The sequence below is a fragment of the Sphingomonas sp. DC5200-1 genome, from assembly GCF_049897245.1.
GTDB lineage: Bacteria > Pseudomonadota > Alphaproteobacteria > Sphingomonadales > Sphingomonadaceae > Sphingomonas > Sphingomonas aquatilis.
In genome coordinates this window covers 484845-502740 of sequence record NZ_JAFCVW010000003.1, presented here as the reverse complement: position 1 = coordinate 502740, position 17896 = coordinate 484845, and the positions used below count along the sequence as shown (strand labels likewise).

At 67.7% G+C, this 17896-nt stretch carries 17 protein-coding genes; 8 read left to right on the top strand and 9 right to left on the bottom strand.

Annotated features, from left to right (window positions below):
* Position 1 precedes the first annotated feature (1 nt).
* Positions 2-1348, top strand: a complete 1347-nt coding sequence (gene gorA, locus ACP7A3_RS08540; protein ID WP_426256115.1) for a glutathione-disulfide reductase — start codon at positions 2-4, stop codon at positions 1346-1348.
* A 54-nt stretch (positions 1349-1402) separates the two neighbouring features.
* Here gorA and ACP7A3_RS08535 read toward each other — a convergent pair whose 3' ends face one another.
* The 6 genes from ACP7A3_RS08535 to ACP7A3_RS08510 form a co-directional block, all read right to left on the bottom strand.
* Positions 1403-2179 carry an enoyl-CoA hydratase/isomerase family protein gene (locus ACP7A3_RS08535; protein ID WP_294282177.1) on the bottom strand — a complete coding sequence of 259 codons (777 nt, stop codon included), beginning with the start codon at positions 2177-2179 and terminating at the stop codon, positions 1403-1405.
* Between the two features lie 169 nt (positions 2180-2348).
* On the bottom strand, positions 2349-2783 hold the full coding sequence (locus ACP7A3_RS08530; RefSeq protein ID WP_426256116.1) for a c-type cytochrome: 435 nt from the start codon (positions 2781-2783) through the stop codon (positions 2349-2351).
* Positions 2783-4150: a dihydrolipoamide acetyltransferase family protein gene (locus ACP7A3_RS08525; RefSeq protein ID WP_426256117.1), complete on the bottom strand. Its 1368-nt coding sequence runs from the start codon at positions 4148-4150 to the stop codon at positions 2783-2785. The genes ACP7A3_RS08530 and ACP7A3_RS08525 overlap by 1 nt, the downstream gene beginning before the upstream one ends.
* Position 4151: 1 nt before the next feature.
* Positions 4152-5159: an alpha-ketoacid dehydrogenase subunit beta gene (locus ACP7A3_RS08520; protein WP_241892497.1), complete on the bottom strand. Its 1008-nt coding sequence runs from the start codon at positions 5157-5159 to the stop codon at positions 4152-4154.
* A 187-nt stretch (positions 5160-5346) separates the two neighbouring features.
* Positions 5347-6633 (bottom strand): 3-methyl-2-oxobutanoate dehydrogenase (2-methylpropanoyl-transferring) subunit alpha, encoded by a 1287-nt coding sequence (locus ACP7A3_RS08515; RefSeq protein WP_020486371.1) that lies wholly within the window; start codon positions 6631-6633, stop codon positions 5347-5349.
* Between the two features lie 305 nt (positions 6634-6938).
* Entirely contained in the window at positions 6939-7940 is a 1002-nt protein-coding gene (locus ACP7A3_RS08510) for a fumarylacetoacetate hydrolase family protein (RefSeq protein WP_426256118.1), read from the bottom strand.
* 273 nt (positions 7941-8213) lie between these two features.
* On the opposite strand from ACP7A3_RS08510, the gene ACP7A3_RS08505 reads away from it, so the two are divergent.
* From ACP7A3_RS08505 to ACP7A3_RS08495, 3 genes are all read left to right on the top strand, one after another.
* On the top strand, positions 8214-9368 hold the full coding sequence (locus ACP7A3_RS08505; RefSeq protein WP_426256119.1) for an acyl-CoA dehydrogenase family protein: 1155 nt from the start codon (positions 8214-8216) through the stop codon (positions 9366-9368).
* A gap of 354 nt (positions 9369-9722) precedes the next feature.
* Positions 9723-11078 (top strand): DEAD/DEAH box helicase, encoded by a 1356-nt coding sequence (locus ACP7A3_RS08500; protein ID WP_426256120.1) that lies wholly within the window; start codon positions 9723-9725, stop codon positions 11076-11078.
* 116 nt (positions 11079-11194) lie between these two features.
* A complete protein-coding gene (locus ACP7A3_RS08495) occupies positions 11195-11461 on the top strand; it encodes a hypothetical protein (RefSeq protein WP_426256121.1) in 267 nt (88 codons plus the stop codon).
* Between the two features lie 350 nt (positions 11462-11811).
* Here the strand turns inward: ACP7A3_RS08495 and ACP7A3_RS08490 are convergent, their stop codons facing one another.
* Positions 11812-12477, bottom strand: coding sequence for a nitroreductase (locus tag ACP7A3_RS08490; RefSeq protein ID WP_426256122.1), 666 nt, complete (start codon positions 12475-12477; stop codon positions 11812-11814).
* A gap of 74 nt (positions 12478-12551) precedes the next feature.
* Here ACP7A3_RS08490 and ACP7A3_RS08485 point away from each other — a divergent pair, with 74 nt between their 5' ends.
* Positions 12552-13721, top strand: coding sequence for an acetyl-CoA C-acetyltransferase (locus ACP7A3_RS08485; RefSeq protein ID WP_426256123.1), 1170 nt, complete (start codon positions 12552-12554; stop codon positions 13719-13721).
* A 231-nt stretch (positions 13722-13952) separates the two neighbouring features.
* Positions 13953-14735 (top strand): SDR family NAD(P)-dependent oxidoreductase, encoded by a 783-nt coding sequence (locus ACP7A3_RS08480; RefSeq protein WP_426256124.1) that lies wholly within the window; start codon positions 13953-13955, stop codon positions 14733-14735.
* A 130-nt stretch (positions 14736-14865) separates the two neighbouring features.
* On the opposite strand, the gene ACP7A3_RS08475 is transcribed toward ACP7A3_RS08480, so the two are convergent.
* Entirely contained in the window at positions 14866-15645 is a 780-nt protein-coding gene (locus ACP7A3_RS08475) for a crotonase/enoyl-CoA hydratase family protein (RefSeq protein ID WP_426256125.1), read from the bottom strand.
* A gap of 171 nt (positions 15646-15816) precedes the next feature.
* Between ACP7A3_RS08475 and ACP7A3_RS08470 the strand changes: the two genes are divergently transcribed.
* Positions 15817-16242 (top strand): PaaI family thioesterase, encoded by a 426-nt coding sequence (locus ACP7A3_RS08470; RefSeq protein ID WP_017977704.1) that lies wholly within the window; start codon positions 15817-15819, stop codon positions 16240-16242.
* Positions 16239-16634 (top strand): PaaI family thioesterase, encoded by a 396-nt coding sequence (locus ACP7A3_RS08465; RefSeq protein ID WP_294314884.1) that lies wholly within the window; start codon positions 16239-16241, stop codon positions 16632-16634. Before ACP7A3_RS08470 ends, ACP7A3_RS08465 begins: the two co-directional genes overlap by 4 nt.
* 102 nt (positions 16635-16736) lie before the next feature.
* Here the strand turns inward: ACP7A3_RS08465 and ACP7A3_RS08460 are convergent, their stop codons facing one another.
* Entirely contained in the window at positions 16737-17876 is a 1140-nt protein-coding gene (locus ACP7A3_RS08460) for a PQQ-dependent sugar dehydrogenase (protein ID WP_426256126.1), read from the bottom strand.
* Positions 17877-17896: the final 20 nt, after the last annotated feature.

Genomic DNA, 17896 nt, shown 5'->3' with positions numbered 1-17896 from the left:
CATGCCCCAATATGACTACGACCTCTTCGTCATCGGCGCAGGGTCAGGTGGCACGCGCGCGAGCCGCGTCGCGGCGGCGCATGGTGCGCGCGTGGCGGTGGCCGAAGAGTATCGCGTCGGCGGCACCTGCGTCATCCGCGGTTGCGTGCCCAAGAAATTGCTCGTCTACGGCGCGCATTTCGCCGAGGATCTGAAGGACGCCAAGCGCTTCGGCTGGCAGGTCCCCGACCAGTGCGACTTCGACTGGAAGACGCTGCGCGACAATGTGCTGGAGGAGGTCGACCGGATCAACGGCGCCTATACGCAGACGCTGGAGACGCATGGCGTCGAGATCATCCACCAGCGCGCCACCGTCAGTGGTCCGCACAGCGTGCGGCTGGCCGACGGCACCGAGAAGACCGCCGAGCGCATCCTGATCGCGGTCGGCGCGCATCCGGCCGTCCCCGCCTGCCCCGGCGCCGAACACGGCATCACCAGCAATGAGGCGTTCCACCTCGATGCGATCCCCAAGCGCATTCTGATCGCCGGCGCGGGGTATATCGCCAATGAATTCGCCGGCATCTTCCACCAGTTCGGCGCGCACGTGATCATCATGAACCGCACGCAGGACATCCTGCGCGGTTACGACCTGTCGATCCGCGATCGCCTGCTCCAGATTAGCATGATGAAGGGGCTGGAGTTCAAGTTCGACGCCAATTTCGAGCGCCTCGAAAAGGGTGAGGATGGCTGCCTGACCGTCCATATGTCGAACCACGAGCCGGTGACGGTCGATATGGTGATGTTCGCGACCGGTCGCGTGCCCAACACCGAAGGTCTCGGGCTCGAAGAGGCAGGCGTCACGCTGGAAAAGGGCGCGGTCGTCGTCGACGAGCAGAACCAGTCGAGCGTCGATAGCATCTTCGCGATCGGCGACGTCACCAACCGCATCCAGCTGACGCCCGTGGCAATCCGAGAGGGCCAGGCGTTCGCCGACACCTTCTTCGGCAACAAGCCCACCACGGTCGATTACGCCAACATCCCGTCGGCCGTGTTCAGCCATCCGCCGATGGCGGGCGTCGGCATGACCGAGAGCGAGGCGAAGCAGAAGCTGGGGTCGGTCGCAGTCTATTCGTCCGATTTCCGGCCGATGAAGAACGTGCTGGCCGGGCGCAACGAGCGCGCGCTGTACAAGATGGTCTGCGACGGCGTGTCGGGGAAGATCGTCGGGCTGCATATGATCGGGCCGGACGTGCCGGAGATCCTGCAGGCCGCGGCGATCGCGGTGAAGGCGGGGCTGACCAAGGCGCAGTTCGACGACACGGTCGCGCTGCATCCGACGATGGCGGAAGAGCTGGTGCTGATGAAGTAAGCGCCCCCCGTCACCCCGGACCCGGTCCGGGGTGACGGCGTGTATGGGACGGCGTCAGGCGCCGACGAACCGTCCAGGACGGCGTTCGTTCACGGCGCGCACGCCTTCGGCAAAGTCGGCGGTCTTCTGCAACCACGCCTGTTCGGCGAGTTCGTGGTCGGTCTGCGCCTCGACCAGCGCGAACAGATCGCCGCGCATCGTCGCACGCGTCGACTGCACCGCGAGCGGCGCTCCCGCCGCAATCTCCTGCGCCAATGCCAGCGCCTCGGCACGCAGGCGGTCGGCGGGCACCAGCAGATCGACGAGACCCCAGTCCGCCGCCTGCTCCGCCTTGATGCGACGCGCGGTGAGGTTCATCAACAGCGCGCGCTGCCCCCCGATCACCCGCTCCAGCACCGCCGAAATGCCGAAGCCCGGGTGGAAACCCAGCGCGACGAAATTCGCGACGAAGCGCGCCTCCGGCGCCGCGACGCGGAAATCGGCGACGAGCGCGAGGCCGAGGCCTGCCCCCACCGCCGCGCCCTGGATCGCGGCAACGACGGGCGTCTTCACCGCGTAGAGCCGCGCGGCAGCGACGTAAAAGGGGTTGCGCGTGCCCGCGGGCTGGTCCTTCTCAACCGGATTGTCGCGGGCAAGGTCGGCGCCGGCGCAGAAGATGCGGCCGTCCGATTGCAGCACGATCGCGCGTACCTGCGGGTCGGCGTCCGCCGCGGCAAAGGCGGCGCCGATCGCCTCGATCAGCGCGAGATCGGCGAAATTGTGCGGCGGGCGCGCGAAGGTGAGAATGGCGACATGGCCGTCGCGGGCGGTGTGGACGAGGGGCTGGGTCATGGCGCGACAGTGCCGTGGATTGGCCGGGCGCGCCAGTGGGGTGGCTTACCGGGTAGCCTTTGCAGCTATATCCGCCATGCCAGCGCAGGCTGGGAGCTTTCGCTTGCCGGACGCCACAGCCGATTACAGGAAGACCCCAGCCTGCGCTGGGGTGACGAGGTTCACGCGCTCAATGTTGCGCGCCGAGATAGGCGATCAGATCGGCGCGGGCGAGTGGGTCGGCGAGCCCGGGATAGCCCATCGACGTGCCGGGTGCGAAGCGGCGCGGGTTGGTGAGCCACGCATCCATCCGCTCCGGCGTCCAGCGGCCGCCGATGCGCTGCAGCGCGGCGGTGTAGCCGAAGCGCGGACTGACGCCGGCGACCGGCGCGCCCATCGCACCGAACAGATTGGGGCCGTTGCGATCGGGCGCGCCCTTGCGGATCGCATGGCAGGCCGCGCAGGCGTCGAACAACCGCTCGCCCGTCCCGGCATCCGCCACCCGCAGCAGGGCGGCCATATCGGGATTCGCCCCTGCCGCGCGCAGCCGGGCCGCGCGGTCCGCACCGCCATCGCCGCAGCCGGCGAGCAGCAGCAGCAGCACGACGGCGGCGGCCCCGCGCATCAGTCGGCGAACAGCAGGACCGGCGTCTCGAGCTGCGTCTTGAGCGCCTGGATATAGCTCGCCGCGTCCCAGCCATCGACGACGCGATGGTCGCAGCTGATCGACACGTTCATCAGCTTCGCCCGACGGATTTCGTCACCGCGGCCGGTGAAGACGGGGCGCTCGACGATCTTGTTCGGCCCGATGATCGCGACCTCCGGCCGGTTGATGACCGGCGTCGTCGCGATGCCGCCGAGCGGCCCCAGCGAGGTAACGGTGATCGTACCGTTACCGAGTTCATCCGGCTTCAGCTTGTTGGCGCGGGCCGCCTCGGCGAGGCGCGATATCTCGGCGGCGAGCTGCCAGACGTTTTTGTCCTGCGCGTCGCGGATGACCGGCACGGTGAGCCCCGCATCGGTCTGCGCCGCCATGCCGAGGTGGACGCGGCCCGAGCGCGTCACCACGCCCGCTTCGTCGTCATAGCGCGCGTTGAGCATCGGGAATTGCGGCAGCGTGCGGCAGATCGCGACGATCAGCAGCGGCAGCATGGTGAGCTTGGGCCGCGGACCGCGGTGTGCGTTGAGATCGGCGCGCATCGCCTCCAGCGCGGTCACGTCCACCTCGTCGACATAGGTGAAGTGCGGGATGTGGCGCTTGGCGGCGGCCATATTCTCGGCGATGCGACGACGCATGCCGATGACGCGGACCTGTTCGTCCTCACGCGCACGCGATGCGCCGGGGGCATGATAGCCTTGGCCGGCATTGTAGCGCAAGAAGGCGTCGAGGTCGGCGTGCCGGACGCGATCGGCGTCGGTCTTCACCTGGGCGAGATCGATGCCGAGATCGCGCGCACGGGCGCGCACCGCGGGCGAGGCGAGGACGTGGGCGGTGGGCGCCTTCTCCGCCGTTTGCCCTGAGTCTGTCGAAGGGCTGGTCGCCGCGGGGGGTGCGCTTGCGGCCTGTGCTTCGACAGGCTCAGCACGAACGGGGGATGGCGTATCGCCCGATCCCGCCGGCGGCGTCACGGCCACCGCTTCGACCGCCTCGACGCCGGGGTTCTCGGCCTCGTATTGCTGCGCGACCTCGGCCTGTTCCGCCGTCGCGGGCGCAGCGACGACCTCGCCCCCCGCATCTTCGGCGCCCGCTTCCTCGGTCTCGATCACGACCAGTGCCGCGCCGATCGCGACCTGATCGCCGACCTCGCCCGCCAATTCGACCACCGTGCCCGACACCGGCGATTCCATCTCGACGGTCGCCTTGTCGGTCATCATGTCGGCGATATTCTGGTCTTCTTCGACACGGTCACCGACGGCGACGTGCCAGGCGACGATCTCGGCCTCGGCGATGCCTTCGCCGATGTCGGGCAGGCGGAAGGTGAAGCGGCCCATCTTATGCGTCCTTCATGATCTTCTTGAGCGCCTGGCCGATGCGGACCGGGCCCGGGAAATACGCCCATTCAAGGCTGTGCGGGTATGGCGTGTCGAAGCCGGTCACGCGCTCGATCGGGGCTTCGAGGTGGTAGAAGCAGCGTTCCTGCACCAGCGCGGACAGTTCGGCGCCAAAGCCGGACGTGCGCGTCGCTTCGTGGACGATCATGCAGCGGCCAGTCTTCTTCACCGACGCCTCGATCGTCTCGATATCGAGCGGCACGAGCGTGCGCAGGTCGATGATCTCGGCATCGACGCCTTCGTCGGCGACCACCTGCGCACAGACGTGGACCATCGTGCCATAAGCGAGGATCGTCAGCGCCTCGCCCGGCCGCACCACCTTCGCCTTGCCCAGGTCGACGCGGTAATAGCCGGTCGGCACCTCGCCACCGGGGTGCTTCGACCAGTTTTCGGCCGGCCGATCCCAATGGCCGTTGAACGGGCCGTTGTAGATGCGCTTGGGTTCGAGGAACAGGACGGGGTCGTTGTCCTCGATCGCTGCGATCAGCAGGCCCTTGGCGTCATAGGGCGTCGACGGGATCACCGTCTTCATGCCCGATACGTGCGTGAAGATACCCTCCGGCGACTGCGAGTGCGTCTGGCCGCCGAAGATGCCGCCGCCATAGGGCGAGCGGATCGTGATCGGCGAGGTGAACTCGCCCGCCGATCGATAGCGCAGCCGCGCCGCTTCGCTGACCAACTGGTCGAGCGCCGGATAAATGTAATCGGCGAACTGGATTTCGGGGACGGGGCGCAAGCCATAGGCGCCCATGCCGATCGCGACGCCCATGATGCCGATCTCGGTGATCGGCGTGTCGAACACGCGCGTCTTGCCGTATTTCGCCTGGAGCCCCGCGGTCGCGCGGAACACGCCGCCGAAATAGCCGACGTCCTCGCCCATCACCATCACGTCCGCATCACGGCCCATGCAGACGTCGAGCGCGGAATTGATCGCCTGGATCATGTTCATGCGGGTGGTGGCGGGCGTGTCGATCGTGGTGTCGGTCATGGCGTCACTCATAATCCCTCTCCCGGCGGGAGAGGGAGGGAGCCGCGAAGCGGCGGAAGGGTGAGGGTCGGAAGGCAGGCTGCCCTCACCCGTCCCACTGCCTCCGGCAGCGGGCCCCTTCCCTCTCCCGCTGGGAGAGGGAGATACATCACTTGCGCGCCCATGGCCGCCCGCTCGCTTCTTCCTCGGCGATCATCTGCGCCTGTTGCTCGCGCAGGTGCCACGGCATCTCTTCGAACACGCCGTCGAACAGGCTGTCCAACGGCTGATGCAGCCCGTGGCCAAGGATGCCGTTCTTTTCCGCGTCCTTCTGCTGCGCACGGACGTACTCGGCCAGCTCGCGATCCTGCGCGGCGTGGCGCTCCTCGTCCCATTCGCCGATGACGATGAGGTGCTGCTTCAGCCGCGCGATCGGATCGCCGAGCGGCCATGCGGTCGGTTCGCCGGCACTGCGATATTGCGTCGGATCGTCCGATGTGGAGTGGCCTTCCGCGCGATAGGTGAAATGCTCGATCAACGTCGGTCCGGCATTGGTGCGCGCACGCTCCGCTGCCCACAGCGTCGCGGCATAGACCGCGAGCGCGTCATTGCCGTCGACGCGCAGGCCGGCGATGCCATAGCCGATCGCACGCGCCGCAAAGGTCGTCGATTCGGCGCCCGCGAAGCCGGAAAAGCTCGAAATCGCCCACTGATTGTTGACGACGTTGAAGATCACCGGCGCGCGATAGACGGATGCGAAGGTGCATGCGGAGTGGAAGTCGCCCTCCGCGGTCGATCCTTCGCCGCACCAGGTCGCAGCGATACGCGTGTCGCCCTTCGCCGCCGAGGCCATCGCCCAGCCGACGGCCTGCGGATATTGCGTGGTGAGGTTGCCGGAGATCGAGAAGAAGCCGAAATCCTTCGCCGAATACATGATCGGCAGCTGCTTGCCCTGCAGCTTGTCGCCGGTGTTCGAATAGATCTGGTTCATCATCTCGACCAGCGGATAGCCGCGCGCGATGAGCAGCCCTTGCTGGCGATAGGACGGGAAGCACATGTCGTCGGCGTCCAGCGCCTGCGCCGCGGCGATCGCAACCGCCTCTTCGCCGGTCGCCTTCATGTAGAAGCTGGTCTTGCCCTGCCGCTGCGCCCGGAACATGCGCTCGTCGAACGCGCGCAGCAGTGCCATGTTGCGCAGCATGCGGCGCAGCATATCGGGCGACAGCTTGGGGTCCCACGGGCCGACCGCGCGCCCGTCCTCGTCGAGGACGCGCACCATCGTATAGGCGAGGTCGGTGAAATCGTGCGCCGATTCGGCGGTGTCGGGCCGTCGTGCGGCACCGGCCGGGGGGATGTCCACGCCGACGAAATCGACGGGATCGCCGGGGCGGAACTTAGGTTCCGGCACGTGCAGCCGCAGGGGCTGCAAATTGGCGCGAGGATGCTCGCCGGCCACGTTTCTCTCCTGTCCGTGCCCCGCGGGAGTCGCCGGCACCGTTGATCGATACTTTCGCGCCGTTGTAATTAGATTTCAAGCGAGATTTTGGCTCGGTCCTCCCCCGCCAGGGGGAGGTGGCGCGCCCGCAGGGCGTGACGGAGGGGGAGGAAGGCGGTGTTCCTGCTAATCGGGATTCACCCTGTCCTCCCCCTCCACCCCCACGCTGGCGCGTGGCGGTCCCAGCATCGGGTCGGATCGTCCCCCGGACGATCCTTGAGCATGCGGGGCATGCGCAACCCGATGCCCCCTGGCGGGAGAGGACTTTATCCCACCGTCTGTTCTATGACACCGAAGATCGGGTGGTGCTTGTCGTCCTCCGCCCAGATGCGCACGGTGTCGCCCGGCTTGAGGAACGGCGTCGTCGCCTTGCCGGTCGCGATCGTTTCGACGGTGCGCAGCTCGGCGAGGCAGCAATAGCCGACGCCGCCGTCGGCGATCGTCTTGCCGGGGCCACCGTCGGCACCGCGGTTGCTGACGGTGCCCGATCCGACGATCGTCCCCGCGCCCAGCGCGCGCGTCTTGGCGGCGTGCGCGACGAGCGTGCCGAAGTCGAAGGTCATGTCCTCGCCCGCCTCGACCCGGCCGAAGGGCTGACCGTTAAGGTCGACGTTGAGCTTGCGGTGGAGCTTGCCGTCCCGCCACCAATCACCCAGCGTATCGGGGGTCACGAACACGGGCGAGAAGGCGCTGGCCGGTTTGGACTGGAAGAAGCCGAATCCCTTGGCGAGCTCGCCGGGGATCAGCCCGCGCAGCGACACGTCGTTGGTCAGGCCGACGAGGCGGATCGCGGCGAGCGCCTCCTCGCGGCTTGCGCCCAGCGGTACGTCGCCGGTGACGACGACGACCTCCGCCTCCATGTCGCAGCCCCAGCTCTCGTCGCCGAGCGGAATGGGATCGCGGGGGCCGAGGAAGCCGTCCGACCCGCCCTGGTACATCAGCGGATCGTGCCAGAAGCTGTCCGGCATCTCGGCCCCGCGCGCCTGACGGACGAGGGCGACGTGGTTCACATAGGCCGAGCCGTCCGCCCATTGATAGGCGCGCGGCAGCGGCGATGCGGCGTCATGTTCGTGGAAGCGTTCGCGCGGGATCACCGCATGCTCCAGATCGGTCGCCAGATTCTGGAGGTCGGGCAGATACCGGTCCCAATCGTCGAGCGCCGCCTGCAACGTCGGCACGATATGGCCCGCGTCCGCGCACCAGGCGAGGTCGTTCGAGACGACGACGAGCCTGCCGTCACGCTTGTGCTTCAGACTGGCGAGTTTCATCGGGCATCCTCTTTTGGTTGGGGGCCCATGCTATCGTCGGCGGTGACGGGATGCACCGAAAAAGTCTCAGGCGTTACGATCTCCTCCATCCGTTCGTGCTGAGCCTGTCGAAGCACGGGTGGCCCCAGGCGCGGCGCTAGGGGAAACCCGCCCTTCGACAGGCTCAGGGCGATCGGCAGGGGTTTCCGAGGCTGTCCGTAACATTTGTTATTTTGTCTTGACGCCAGGCGCCGGCATCCGCAGCCTCTCACCCAAAGTTACGAGGAGAGGATCATGACGCTGGACGATGTCGCGGGCCGCAGCGCCTATGACGGGGATCACGAGGCGTTCCGGCAAAGCGTACGCCAGTTCCTGCGCAAGGAAGGCGTGCCGCATGTCGCCGAGTGGGAGGCGAACCGACTGGTGCCGCCCGCCTTCTGGCGCGCGGCGGGCGCGGTCGGCATGCTGTGCCCGACGGTGCCGGAAGAGTACGGCGGGCTGGGCCTCGATTTCGGCTATAACGCGATCGTCAACGAAGAGCTGACCTACAACGGCGTCCCCGCCGGCTTCACGCTGCAATCGGACATCGTCGTCGGCTATCTGGAGCATTACGGGTCGGAGGAGCAGAAGCGCCACTGGCTGCCGCGCATGGTGTCGGGCGAAACGATCACCGCGATCGCGATGACCGAACCGGGCACGGGCAGCGACCTCCAGTCGATCCGCACCACGGCGAAGCGAGACGGCAACCACTACGTCCTCAACGGCAGCAAAACCTATATCACCAACGGCCAGAACGCCGATCTGGTGCTGGTGGTCGCCAAGACCGATCCCGACGCCAAGCCCGCGTGGCGCGGCATGTCGATCATCCTGGTCGAGGCGGAACGCGACGGCTTTCGCCGCGGGCGCAAGCTCGACAAGATCGGGCAGGAAGCGGCCGACACGTCCGAATTGTTCTTCGACGACGTGCGCGTGCCGATCACCAATTGCTTAGGCGAAGAGGGCAAGGGCTTCGTCTATCTGATGAGCCAGCTGCCGCAGGAGCGGCTGTCGATCGCGGTCGGCGCGCAGGCGTCGGCACAGAAGGCGTTCGACGATACCGTCGCCTTCACCAAGGATCGCAAGGCGTTCGCCGGCGTGGTGTTCGACTTCCAGAACACGCGCTTCGTGCTGGCGGGCATCAAGACGAAGCTGCAGGTCGGCTGGGCGCATCTCGACTGGGCGATCCGCCGGCATCTGGCGGGCGAGCTGACCAACGAAGAGGGCGCGGCCGCCAAGCTGTGGCACACCGAATTGCAATGGGAGGTGCTCGACGCCTGCCTTCAGCTGCACGGCGGCGCGGGCTATATGAACGAATATCCGATCGCGCGGGCATGGCGGTCGGCGCGCGTGACGCGGATCTACGGCGGCACGAACGAGATCATGAAAGAGGTGATCGGGCGGGCATTGTAATGTCGTCCCGATAGCCTGCCCGTCATTGCGAGCGCAGCGAAGCAATCCAGAGCCGCGCGCGATACGCTCTGGATTGCCGCGTCGCTTCGCTCCTCGCAATGACGCGGTCTGTGATGCGACGTGGCGCGCAAACCAAGGCCAGCCACCTTGACTTTTGCGGCAGTGCAGCGCACATGCCGGGCTATCGAGGCGTCATGCAGCGTGAACGGGTTGGCCCTGCCACCCCCGGCTCCGCCTCGGTCGTTAGCTGAAGGCTTCCCTTTTCACGCGGGGTGTCGGTTTCCCCCGCCGCACCGGCGTGCCCTCTCCTTTGGACGGCGCGCTGGCGAGGCCGTTTTTGAAGGTTGTTATTCCATGTCATTCGCTCATCTCGGCCTTGCCGAGCCGCTCGTCCGTGCGCTCGAGGCCAAGGGCTATGCCACCCCCACGCCGATCCAGGCGCAGTCGATTCCGATCCTGCTGGAAGGCAATGATCTGCTCGGTATCGCGCAGACCGGCACCGGCAAGACCGCGGCGTTCGTGCTGCCGTCGATCCAGCGCCTGGTCGCCGCGCAGAAGCGCGTTCTGCCGACGCATGTCCGCATGCTCGTCCTCGCGCCCACGCGCGAACTCGCCAGCCAGATCGCCGACAATGCGCGCGGCTATGGCCAGTTTTCCAAGCTCAGCGTCGCGACCGTGTTCGGCGGCACCAGCATCAATAAGAACCGCCAGGACCTGAGCCGCGGCGTCGACATTCTCGTCGCGACGCCGGGCCGCCTGATCGACCTGGTCGAGCAGGGCATGTGCAACCTGTCGATGATCGAGATCCTGGTCCTCGACGAAGCCGATCAGATGATGGACCTCGGCTTCATCCACGCGCTCAAGAAGATCGTGCGGATGATCCCGCGCAAGCGCCAAACCCTGTTCTTCTCCGCGACGATGCCGACCGCGATCCGCGATCTCGCCGGCCAGTTCCTCACCAACCCGAAGACTGTGTCGGTGGTGCCGGAATCGACCACCGCCGAGCGCGTCGATCAGTATGTCACCTTCGTCAACCAGACGGAGAAGCAGGCGCTGCTGACGCTGGTGCTGCAGGATCCCGCGATCGACCGCGCGCTCGTCTTCACGCGCACCAAGCATGGCGCCGACCGTGTCGTGAAGCTGCTCGCCGGCAACGGCATCGCGGCCAACGCTATCCACGGCAACAAGAGCCAGGGCCAGCGCGAACGGGCCTTGGGTGAGTTCAAGGACGGCAAGACCAAGGTGCTGGTCGCCACCGACATCGCCGCGCGCGGCATCGACGTGTCGGGCGTCAGCCATGTCGTCAACTTCGAGCTGCCGAACGTCGCGGAACAGTATGTCCACCGCATCGGCCGCACCGCACGCGCAGGCAACAGCGGCATCGCCATCGCCTTCTGCGCCGATGACGAGCGTCCGTACCTGAAGGACATCGAGAAGATCACGCGCCAGAAGGTGACCGTGCGTCCGCTGCCGGAGAATTTCACCGGCCTCGCCAACGAGATCAAGGCGACGCGCATCAAGGCGATCGGTGCGGACCCCGCGCCGCGCGCCGACCTGCCGCGCGGCCAGCGCCAGCCGGCCCGCCCGCGCGCGACGCATGCGCCGACCGCGACGCGCAACTATGCCAACGCCAGCCGTCGTGGCGGCGGTGGCGGCCGCGGCCGTTCGGGCGGCGGCGGCCGTGGACAGGGTGCCGGCGCGGCGCGCTGACCCCCTTCCTTTCGCGACTTTGATGGCGGCCCGGCGAGCATCCCTCGCCGGGCCGTTGTCATGTCCGGCAACCGCGTTGCGGGTTCGCGCATTGTCCATGGCAAAGGAGAGCAGCCATGGACGTGTCGACCACTCCCGTCGCCGAACGGATCGCCCGCGTGCTGGCGGGGCAGCGGATCAGCGTGAATGCTGGCGGCGATACCGAAAGCGCGAGCGATCAGGTGGACAGCGCGTGGCGCGATTACCTGCCCGATGCCCTGGCGGTGCTGCGCGCATTACGCGAGCCGGACCAGCGCATGGCCGCGGCAGGCGACCCGGCGGTGTGGGAACGGATGGTGCTGGCGGCGATCGAGGAGTCGAAGCCTGAGCGGGTGGTTCTGTAGCACCCCGTCACCCCCGACTTGATCCGGGGCCCCGCTTCCAGAGCCGATCAACGGTCACCGTCGTGATGGAGTTTTCGACGAGCGGAAAGGCATGAAGAAGAAAGGGTTTTGTTCGCGCGGAGGCGCGGAGGACGCAGAGGTGTCGCGTTTGCCGCGCGAGCGGCCTGTCTATCTCGGTCGAGGTCAAGGCGAAGCGTTCCCACGCGCGTGACATCTCCGCGTCCTCCGCGCCTCCGCGCGAACCATCTTGTCTTTACCTCTTCGTATCTTGGCGTCAGTGAATGTCGATCGGTCCTAAGAAAGCCGGTAAGGAACGTCACCCCGGATCGAGTCCGGGGCGACGATAGCCGCTATTCCACCACGCTCAGCCACTCGTCCGCCGGTGCGCGCTCGCTGCGTAGCGCATTGGCCGGCGCGTCCGTATCCTCGAACCCGATCGCCACGCCGCAGAACAGCATCCGGCCTTCGGGCAGGCCGAGGAACCGCCCCACCGTCTCGGGATACATCGCCCAGCATTCCTGCGGGCAGGTCGCCAGCCCCGCCGCCTCCGCGAGCAGCATCAGCGTTTGCAGATACATGCCGAGGTCCGACCATTGCGGCGGCCCCATACGCCTGTCCACCGAGCAGAAATACGCCGCCGGTGCGCCGAAGAAGCGATAATTGGCGGCGAACCAGCGCCGGCGCCCCGCCTTATCCTCACGCGGGATGCCGAGCCGGTCGTACAGCGCCTCACCCACCGCAAAGCGCCTGCCGCGCCACGGATCATCGAGCTCGGGCGGATAGATGGCATAGGCCGGCGTCTCGCTTGCGCCGCTCGCCAGTCGATCGGCCATGATGGCTTTCAGCCGCGCCATCGCGTCGCCCTGGACGATCTGCACGTGCCACGGCTGAAGGTTGCCGCCCGAGGGCGCCCGCGCCGCCGCCTCGGCAAGGTCCCGCAACTGCGCCAGCGGCACCGGCGTATCGAGGAATCCGCGCACCGATCGTCGTGCCGCCACCGCCTGTCGAACGTCCATCGTCACCCTCTTGCGCTTTGCCATGGATTACGCGACACATCGCCACAATAACAAGAGTTATGGAGAGCGAAGCGATGGCGGAGGCCTATATCGTCCAGGCGGTGCGGACCGCGGGCGGACGGCGCGGCGGGCGGCTGGCAGGCTGGCACCCGGCAGACATGGCGGGGGCAACGCTCGACGCGATCGTCGGACGGAGCGGCATCGACCCCGCCGCGATCGAAGACGTCATCATGGGCTGCGTCAGCCAGGGCGGCGAGCAGAGCTTCCAGGTCGGGCGCGGCGCGGTGCTCGCCTCGTCGCTCCCCACCAGCGTGCCCGCCGTCACGATCGACCGCCAGTGCGGATCGTCGCAGCAGGCAATCCAGTTCGCTGCCCAGGCGGTGATGAGCGGGACGCAGGACGTCGTGATCGCCGCGGGCGTCGAAAGCATGACACGCGTGCCGATGGGCTCGACCGGCGCGCTGTTCGCACAAGCCGGCCTCGGCAAGGCGAAGAGCCCGCGGCAGGAGGCGCGCTTTCCGGGCGTGCAGTTCAGCCAGTTCATGGGCGCCGAGATGATCGCGCGCAAATACGGCTTCGACCGGGCGCAGCTGGACGCCTATGCGCTCGAAAGCCACCGCCGCGCTGCTGCGGCGACCGAGGCCGGCGCCTTCGCCGACGAGATCGTCGGGCTGGAGGTGGAGACGCCCGAGGGAACGGTGATCCACGACCGCGACGAGGGCATCCGCTACGATGCGACGCCGGAAAGCATCGGCGCGGTGAAGCTGTTGCAGGAGGGCGGCTCAATCACCGCCGCCAACGCCAGCCAGATCTGTGACGGCGCGAGTGCGGTGATGGTGGTGAGCGAGGCAGCGCTGAAGGCGCATGGCCTGACGCCCCTCGCCCGCATCCACAATCTGACCGTCACCGGCGGCGATCCCGTCGTGATGCTGGAAGAGCCGTTGTTCGCCACGGATCGCGCCTTGCAGCGCGCCGGCATGCGGATCGACGACATCGACCTGTACGAGGTGAACGAAGCGTTCGCGCCGGTGCCGCTCGCCTGGTTGCAGCATACCGGCGGCGATCCGGCGAAGCTTAACGTCAACGGCGGTGCGATCGCGCTCGGCCATCCGCTCGGCGCATCGGGCACGAAGCTGATGGCGACGCTGGTCCATGCGCTGCACGCGCGCGGCGGGCGGTACGGCTTGCAGACGATGTGCGAAGGCGGCGGCATCGCCAACGTGACGATCGTCGAGCGACTGTAAAATTCCTCCCTCGCTTCAGCGGGGGAGGGGGACCGCGGCCGAAGGCCGTGGTGGAGGGGGCGGACGGCGGTACGTTCCGTAACGAAAGGCGCCTCCGCCCTCCCCCTCCGTCACCGCTTCGCGGCGCCACCGTGCGAGGTCGATCATGCCCCCGGCATGATCTTGAACGGCCGGGGGCCGTTCATCCTCACACGCCCTGGCGGGGGAGGACTCAATAGGAAGGGGACCATCATGCACATCACGAACACCACCGCCGCGGTCGTCACCGGCGGCGCATCCGGCCTCGGTGCCGCCACCGCACGCGCGCTCGCCGCCAAGAGCGCGAAGGTCGCGATCTTCGACCTGCAACGCGAGAAGGGTGAGGCGCTCGCCGCGGAGATCGGCGGAATCTTCTGCGAAGTGAACGTCACCAGCGACGACAGCGTCGACGCCGGCTTCGCCAAGGCGCGCGAGGCGCACGGGCAGGAATCGGTGCTGGTCTGCTGCGCCGGCACGGGCAATGCGGTGAAGACCGCCAGCCGATCGAAGGAAGACGGCAGCATCAAGCACTTCCCGCTCCAGGCGTTCGACTGGCTCATCCAGATCAACCTGGTCGGCACGTTCCGCTGCGTCGCCAAGTCCGCGGCCGGCATGCTGACGCTGGAACCGGGCGAGCATAACGAACGGGGCGCGATCGTGATGACCGCCAGCGTCGCGGCGGAGGACGGCCAGATCGGCCAGGCGGCCTATTCCGCGTCGAAGGGCGGCGTCGTCGGCATGACGCTCCCCATCGCGCGCGACCTGATGGGCGAAGGCATTCGCGTGAACACGATCCTGCCCGGCATCTTCGACACGCCGCTGCTGCAAGGCGCGCCGCAGCCGGTGAAGGATGCGCTGGCGGCCAGCGTGCCATTCCCAAAGCGGCTCGGCGATCCGGCGGAATATGCGCACCTTGCCATGACGTTGATCGAGAACGGCTATTTCAACGGCGAGGATATCCGCCTCGACGGCGGTATCCGCATGGCGCCGCGGTAAGGCGGCCGTCCCGCACCCACCCTCACCCTTCCCACGGCCTGACGGCCGCGGGCCCCTTCCCTCTCCCGCCGGGAGAGGGAGGGAGGCGCGCAGCGCCGGAAGGGTGAGGGTGGGTGCGGGACGTCGCCCCTCAATCCACGAACACCGGCGCCCGCTTGGCCATGTTCGCCGCGACCGCCTCCATCATATTGGGCTTGCCGATCACCTTGAGCTGTTCGGCCGTCTCCGCTTCCAGCATCGCGCGCGGGTCGGCGTCGTGCGCCATGTTGAGCAGGCGCTTCGCTCCGCGGATCGCATGCGGGCTGCGCCCGGCAATCTCGCGCGCCAACGCCATGGCGGCTTCGTAAGGGTCGTCCGCCAGCCGCGTGACGAAGCCGTGGTGCAGCGCCTCCGCCGCATCGAATTCGCGCGCGGTATAGACCAGCTCGCGCAGCACGTCGTCGCGCACCAGCCCGCGCCAGATCGGGAAGCCCGCCATGTCGGGCACCAGCCCCCAATGCGTCTCGCGGATCGCGAAGCGCGTGTCGGGCGCGGCGATGCGGATGCAGGCGCCCGACATGATCTGGAAGCCGCCGCCGAAGGCGACGCCATGCACCGCGGCGATCACCGGCATCGGCAATTGGCGCCAGCCCCAGGTGACATGCTGCGGCAGGATGCTGCCCTGATCGTTGCGCGCAATTCCTGTGCCGGACCCGCCGCGCGCCATGCTCGCCATGTCGAGGCCGGCGCAGAACCCCCGCCCCTCACCCGACAGCACGACGCAGCGCACGTCGGTGCGATCGTGCAGCGCATCGATCGCCGCACCGATCGCTTCGAACATCGCAGGATCGATCGCATTCATCTTGTCGGCCCGCGTCAGGCGGACGTCGGCGATGCCGTCGGTGATGGTCGTGGTGACGCGGTCGTTCATGGCTCTCTCCCAAATCCTGCCCGTTCGCCCTGAGCCTGTCGAAGGGCAGGTGGCGGCCACCGTGCTGCGACAGGCTCAGCACGAACGGCGTGCAGATGCGTTCATGCTTTACCGCACGCTACCTGCTCGCCCCGCGTTGCGCCACCGGGCGCGGCGTGTAGAGACGGGCGTATGAGCGGTTTCAACTTAGAGGCGTTCATGGCGCATCGCTTCGGCGGCCATGGCGGCGCAGTGGGTATCACCTATCACGGCAGGGACGACGACTGGGTCGAGCTGGCCTTGCCCTACGATGCGCGGCTGATCGGCGATGTCGACAGCGGCGTCCTCGCGTCCGGCCCGATCATCGCGCTGATGGACATGGCGACCAGCGTCGCGGTGTGGATCAAGCGCGACAAGTTCGCGCCCCAGGCGACGCTGGACCTGCGCGTCGATTACCTGCGGCCCGCGGTGCCGGGGCGGACCGTGATCGGGCGCGGCGAATGCCTGAAGCTGACGCGCTCGATCGCCTTCGTCCGCGGCATCGCCTATGATGAAACGCCCGACGATCCGCTGGCGCATGTCGCGGGCACCTTCATGCTGATGGACCAGATGGCATGAACACGCAGCACGCTTTGCCGCCCTATGCCGAGATGCTCGGCGTGACGCTGGAGCCACGCGACGGCGCCGCACCATTGCTGGTGATGCCCTTCCGCAACGAAGTGCTGGGCCGTCCCGGCTTCCTGCACGGCGGCGCGATCTCGGGCCTACTGGAGGTCGCGGCGATCGTGTCGTTGCAGCATGCGCTAGCCGAAGAGGGTGGCGGACGGATCAAACCCGTCAACGTCACCGTCGACTTCATGCGCGGCGGCCGCGACAAGCCGACGCGTGCCGAGGGGATCGTGACGCGGCTCGGCACGCGCGTCGCGAATGTCGAGGCTATCGCCTGGCAGGACGACCGCGACAAGCCGATCGCGCATGCCCGGATGAACTATCTGGTGGTGCGCGACTGAGACTGCCCCGTCACCCCGGCCGAAGAGCCGGGGTCCCGCTTCTTCTACGGCCGGCCAAAAAGCGGGACCCCGGGTCAAGCCCGGGGTGACGAGCGCAAGAGATTACCGCGGCGTCAGTCGGATCAGCCGCCCCCGCGACTCGCCGCCGTCCTCGATCACCCAGATCGCGCCGTCCGGCCCCTGCTCCACGTCACGGATCCGTGCGCCCATCGGCCATTGGTCGGCCTTCTTCGCAGTCTGCCCGTCGAGGTCGACGCGGACCAGCGACTTGGACGACAGGCCACCGATGAAGGCATCACCCTTCCACGCCGGAAAGAGGTTGCCCGAATAGATCATCAGGCCGCCCGGCGAGATCACCGGGTTCCACCACACCTTCGGCGGTTCGTAGCCGTCGCCGGGGCGGTGATCGGGAATGTCGCGGCCGTCGTAATGGCTGCCGTTCGACGCATTGGGCCAGCCATAGTTGCGGCCCGGCATGATGAGGTTCAGCTCGTCGCCGCCCTTCGGCCCCATCTCCTGTTCCCACAACCGCCCCTGCGCGTCGAAGGCGATGCCGAGCAGGTTGCGGTGGCCATAGCTCCACACCTCCGGCGCGAACCCCTTGGCGACCAGCGGATTGCCCGGCGCGGGCTTGCCGTCGAGCGTCAGGCGCAGCACCTTGCCCAGCGTCGCCTGCGGGTCCTGCGCCGGCGTGAACTTCTGCCGCTCGCCATTGGTGAAGAACAGGCTCTGGCCGTCGGGCGCAAAGGCGATGCGACCCGAATAATGGCCGTTACCCTCGACGAAGGGCCGCGCCTGGAACAGCGCCTCGATCTCGCCGAGGCGTTCGCTCGCCCCTTCGCCGCGCAGCCGACCGCGGGCGAGGACTACGCCCTTGCCGCCCTGGCCGGCGGTCGAATAGCTGAAATAAATGCGCTTGCTGGTCGCGAAATCGGGCGCGGGCACCACGTCCATCAACCCGCCCTGCCCCGCCGAATCGACGGGCAGTGTCGCGATCGTCTGGCGGCGCTTGCCGTCGGCGGACAGCAGGATCATCTGCCCGGCCTTTTCGGTGACGAGGATGCGATTGTCGGGCAGGAACGCCAGCGCCCAGGGCGAGACGAAATCGGCGACCACCGTCTCGCGGAACGGCTTGGCCGAGGGCGGCGTCTCACCGGCCTGCGCGCCCTCCCCGGTCGCGGGGGCGTTGCCCGAACAGGCGATCAGGGCCACCGGCAAGGCGGCGAGCAGGTGCAGGCGCATGAATGTCTCCCTTTTTATCG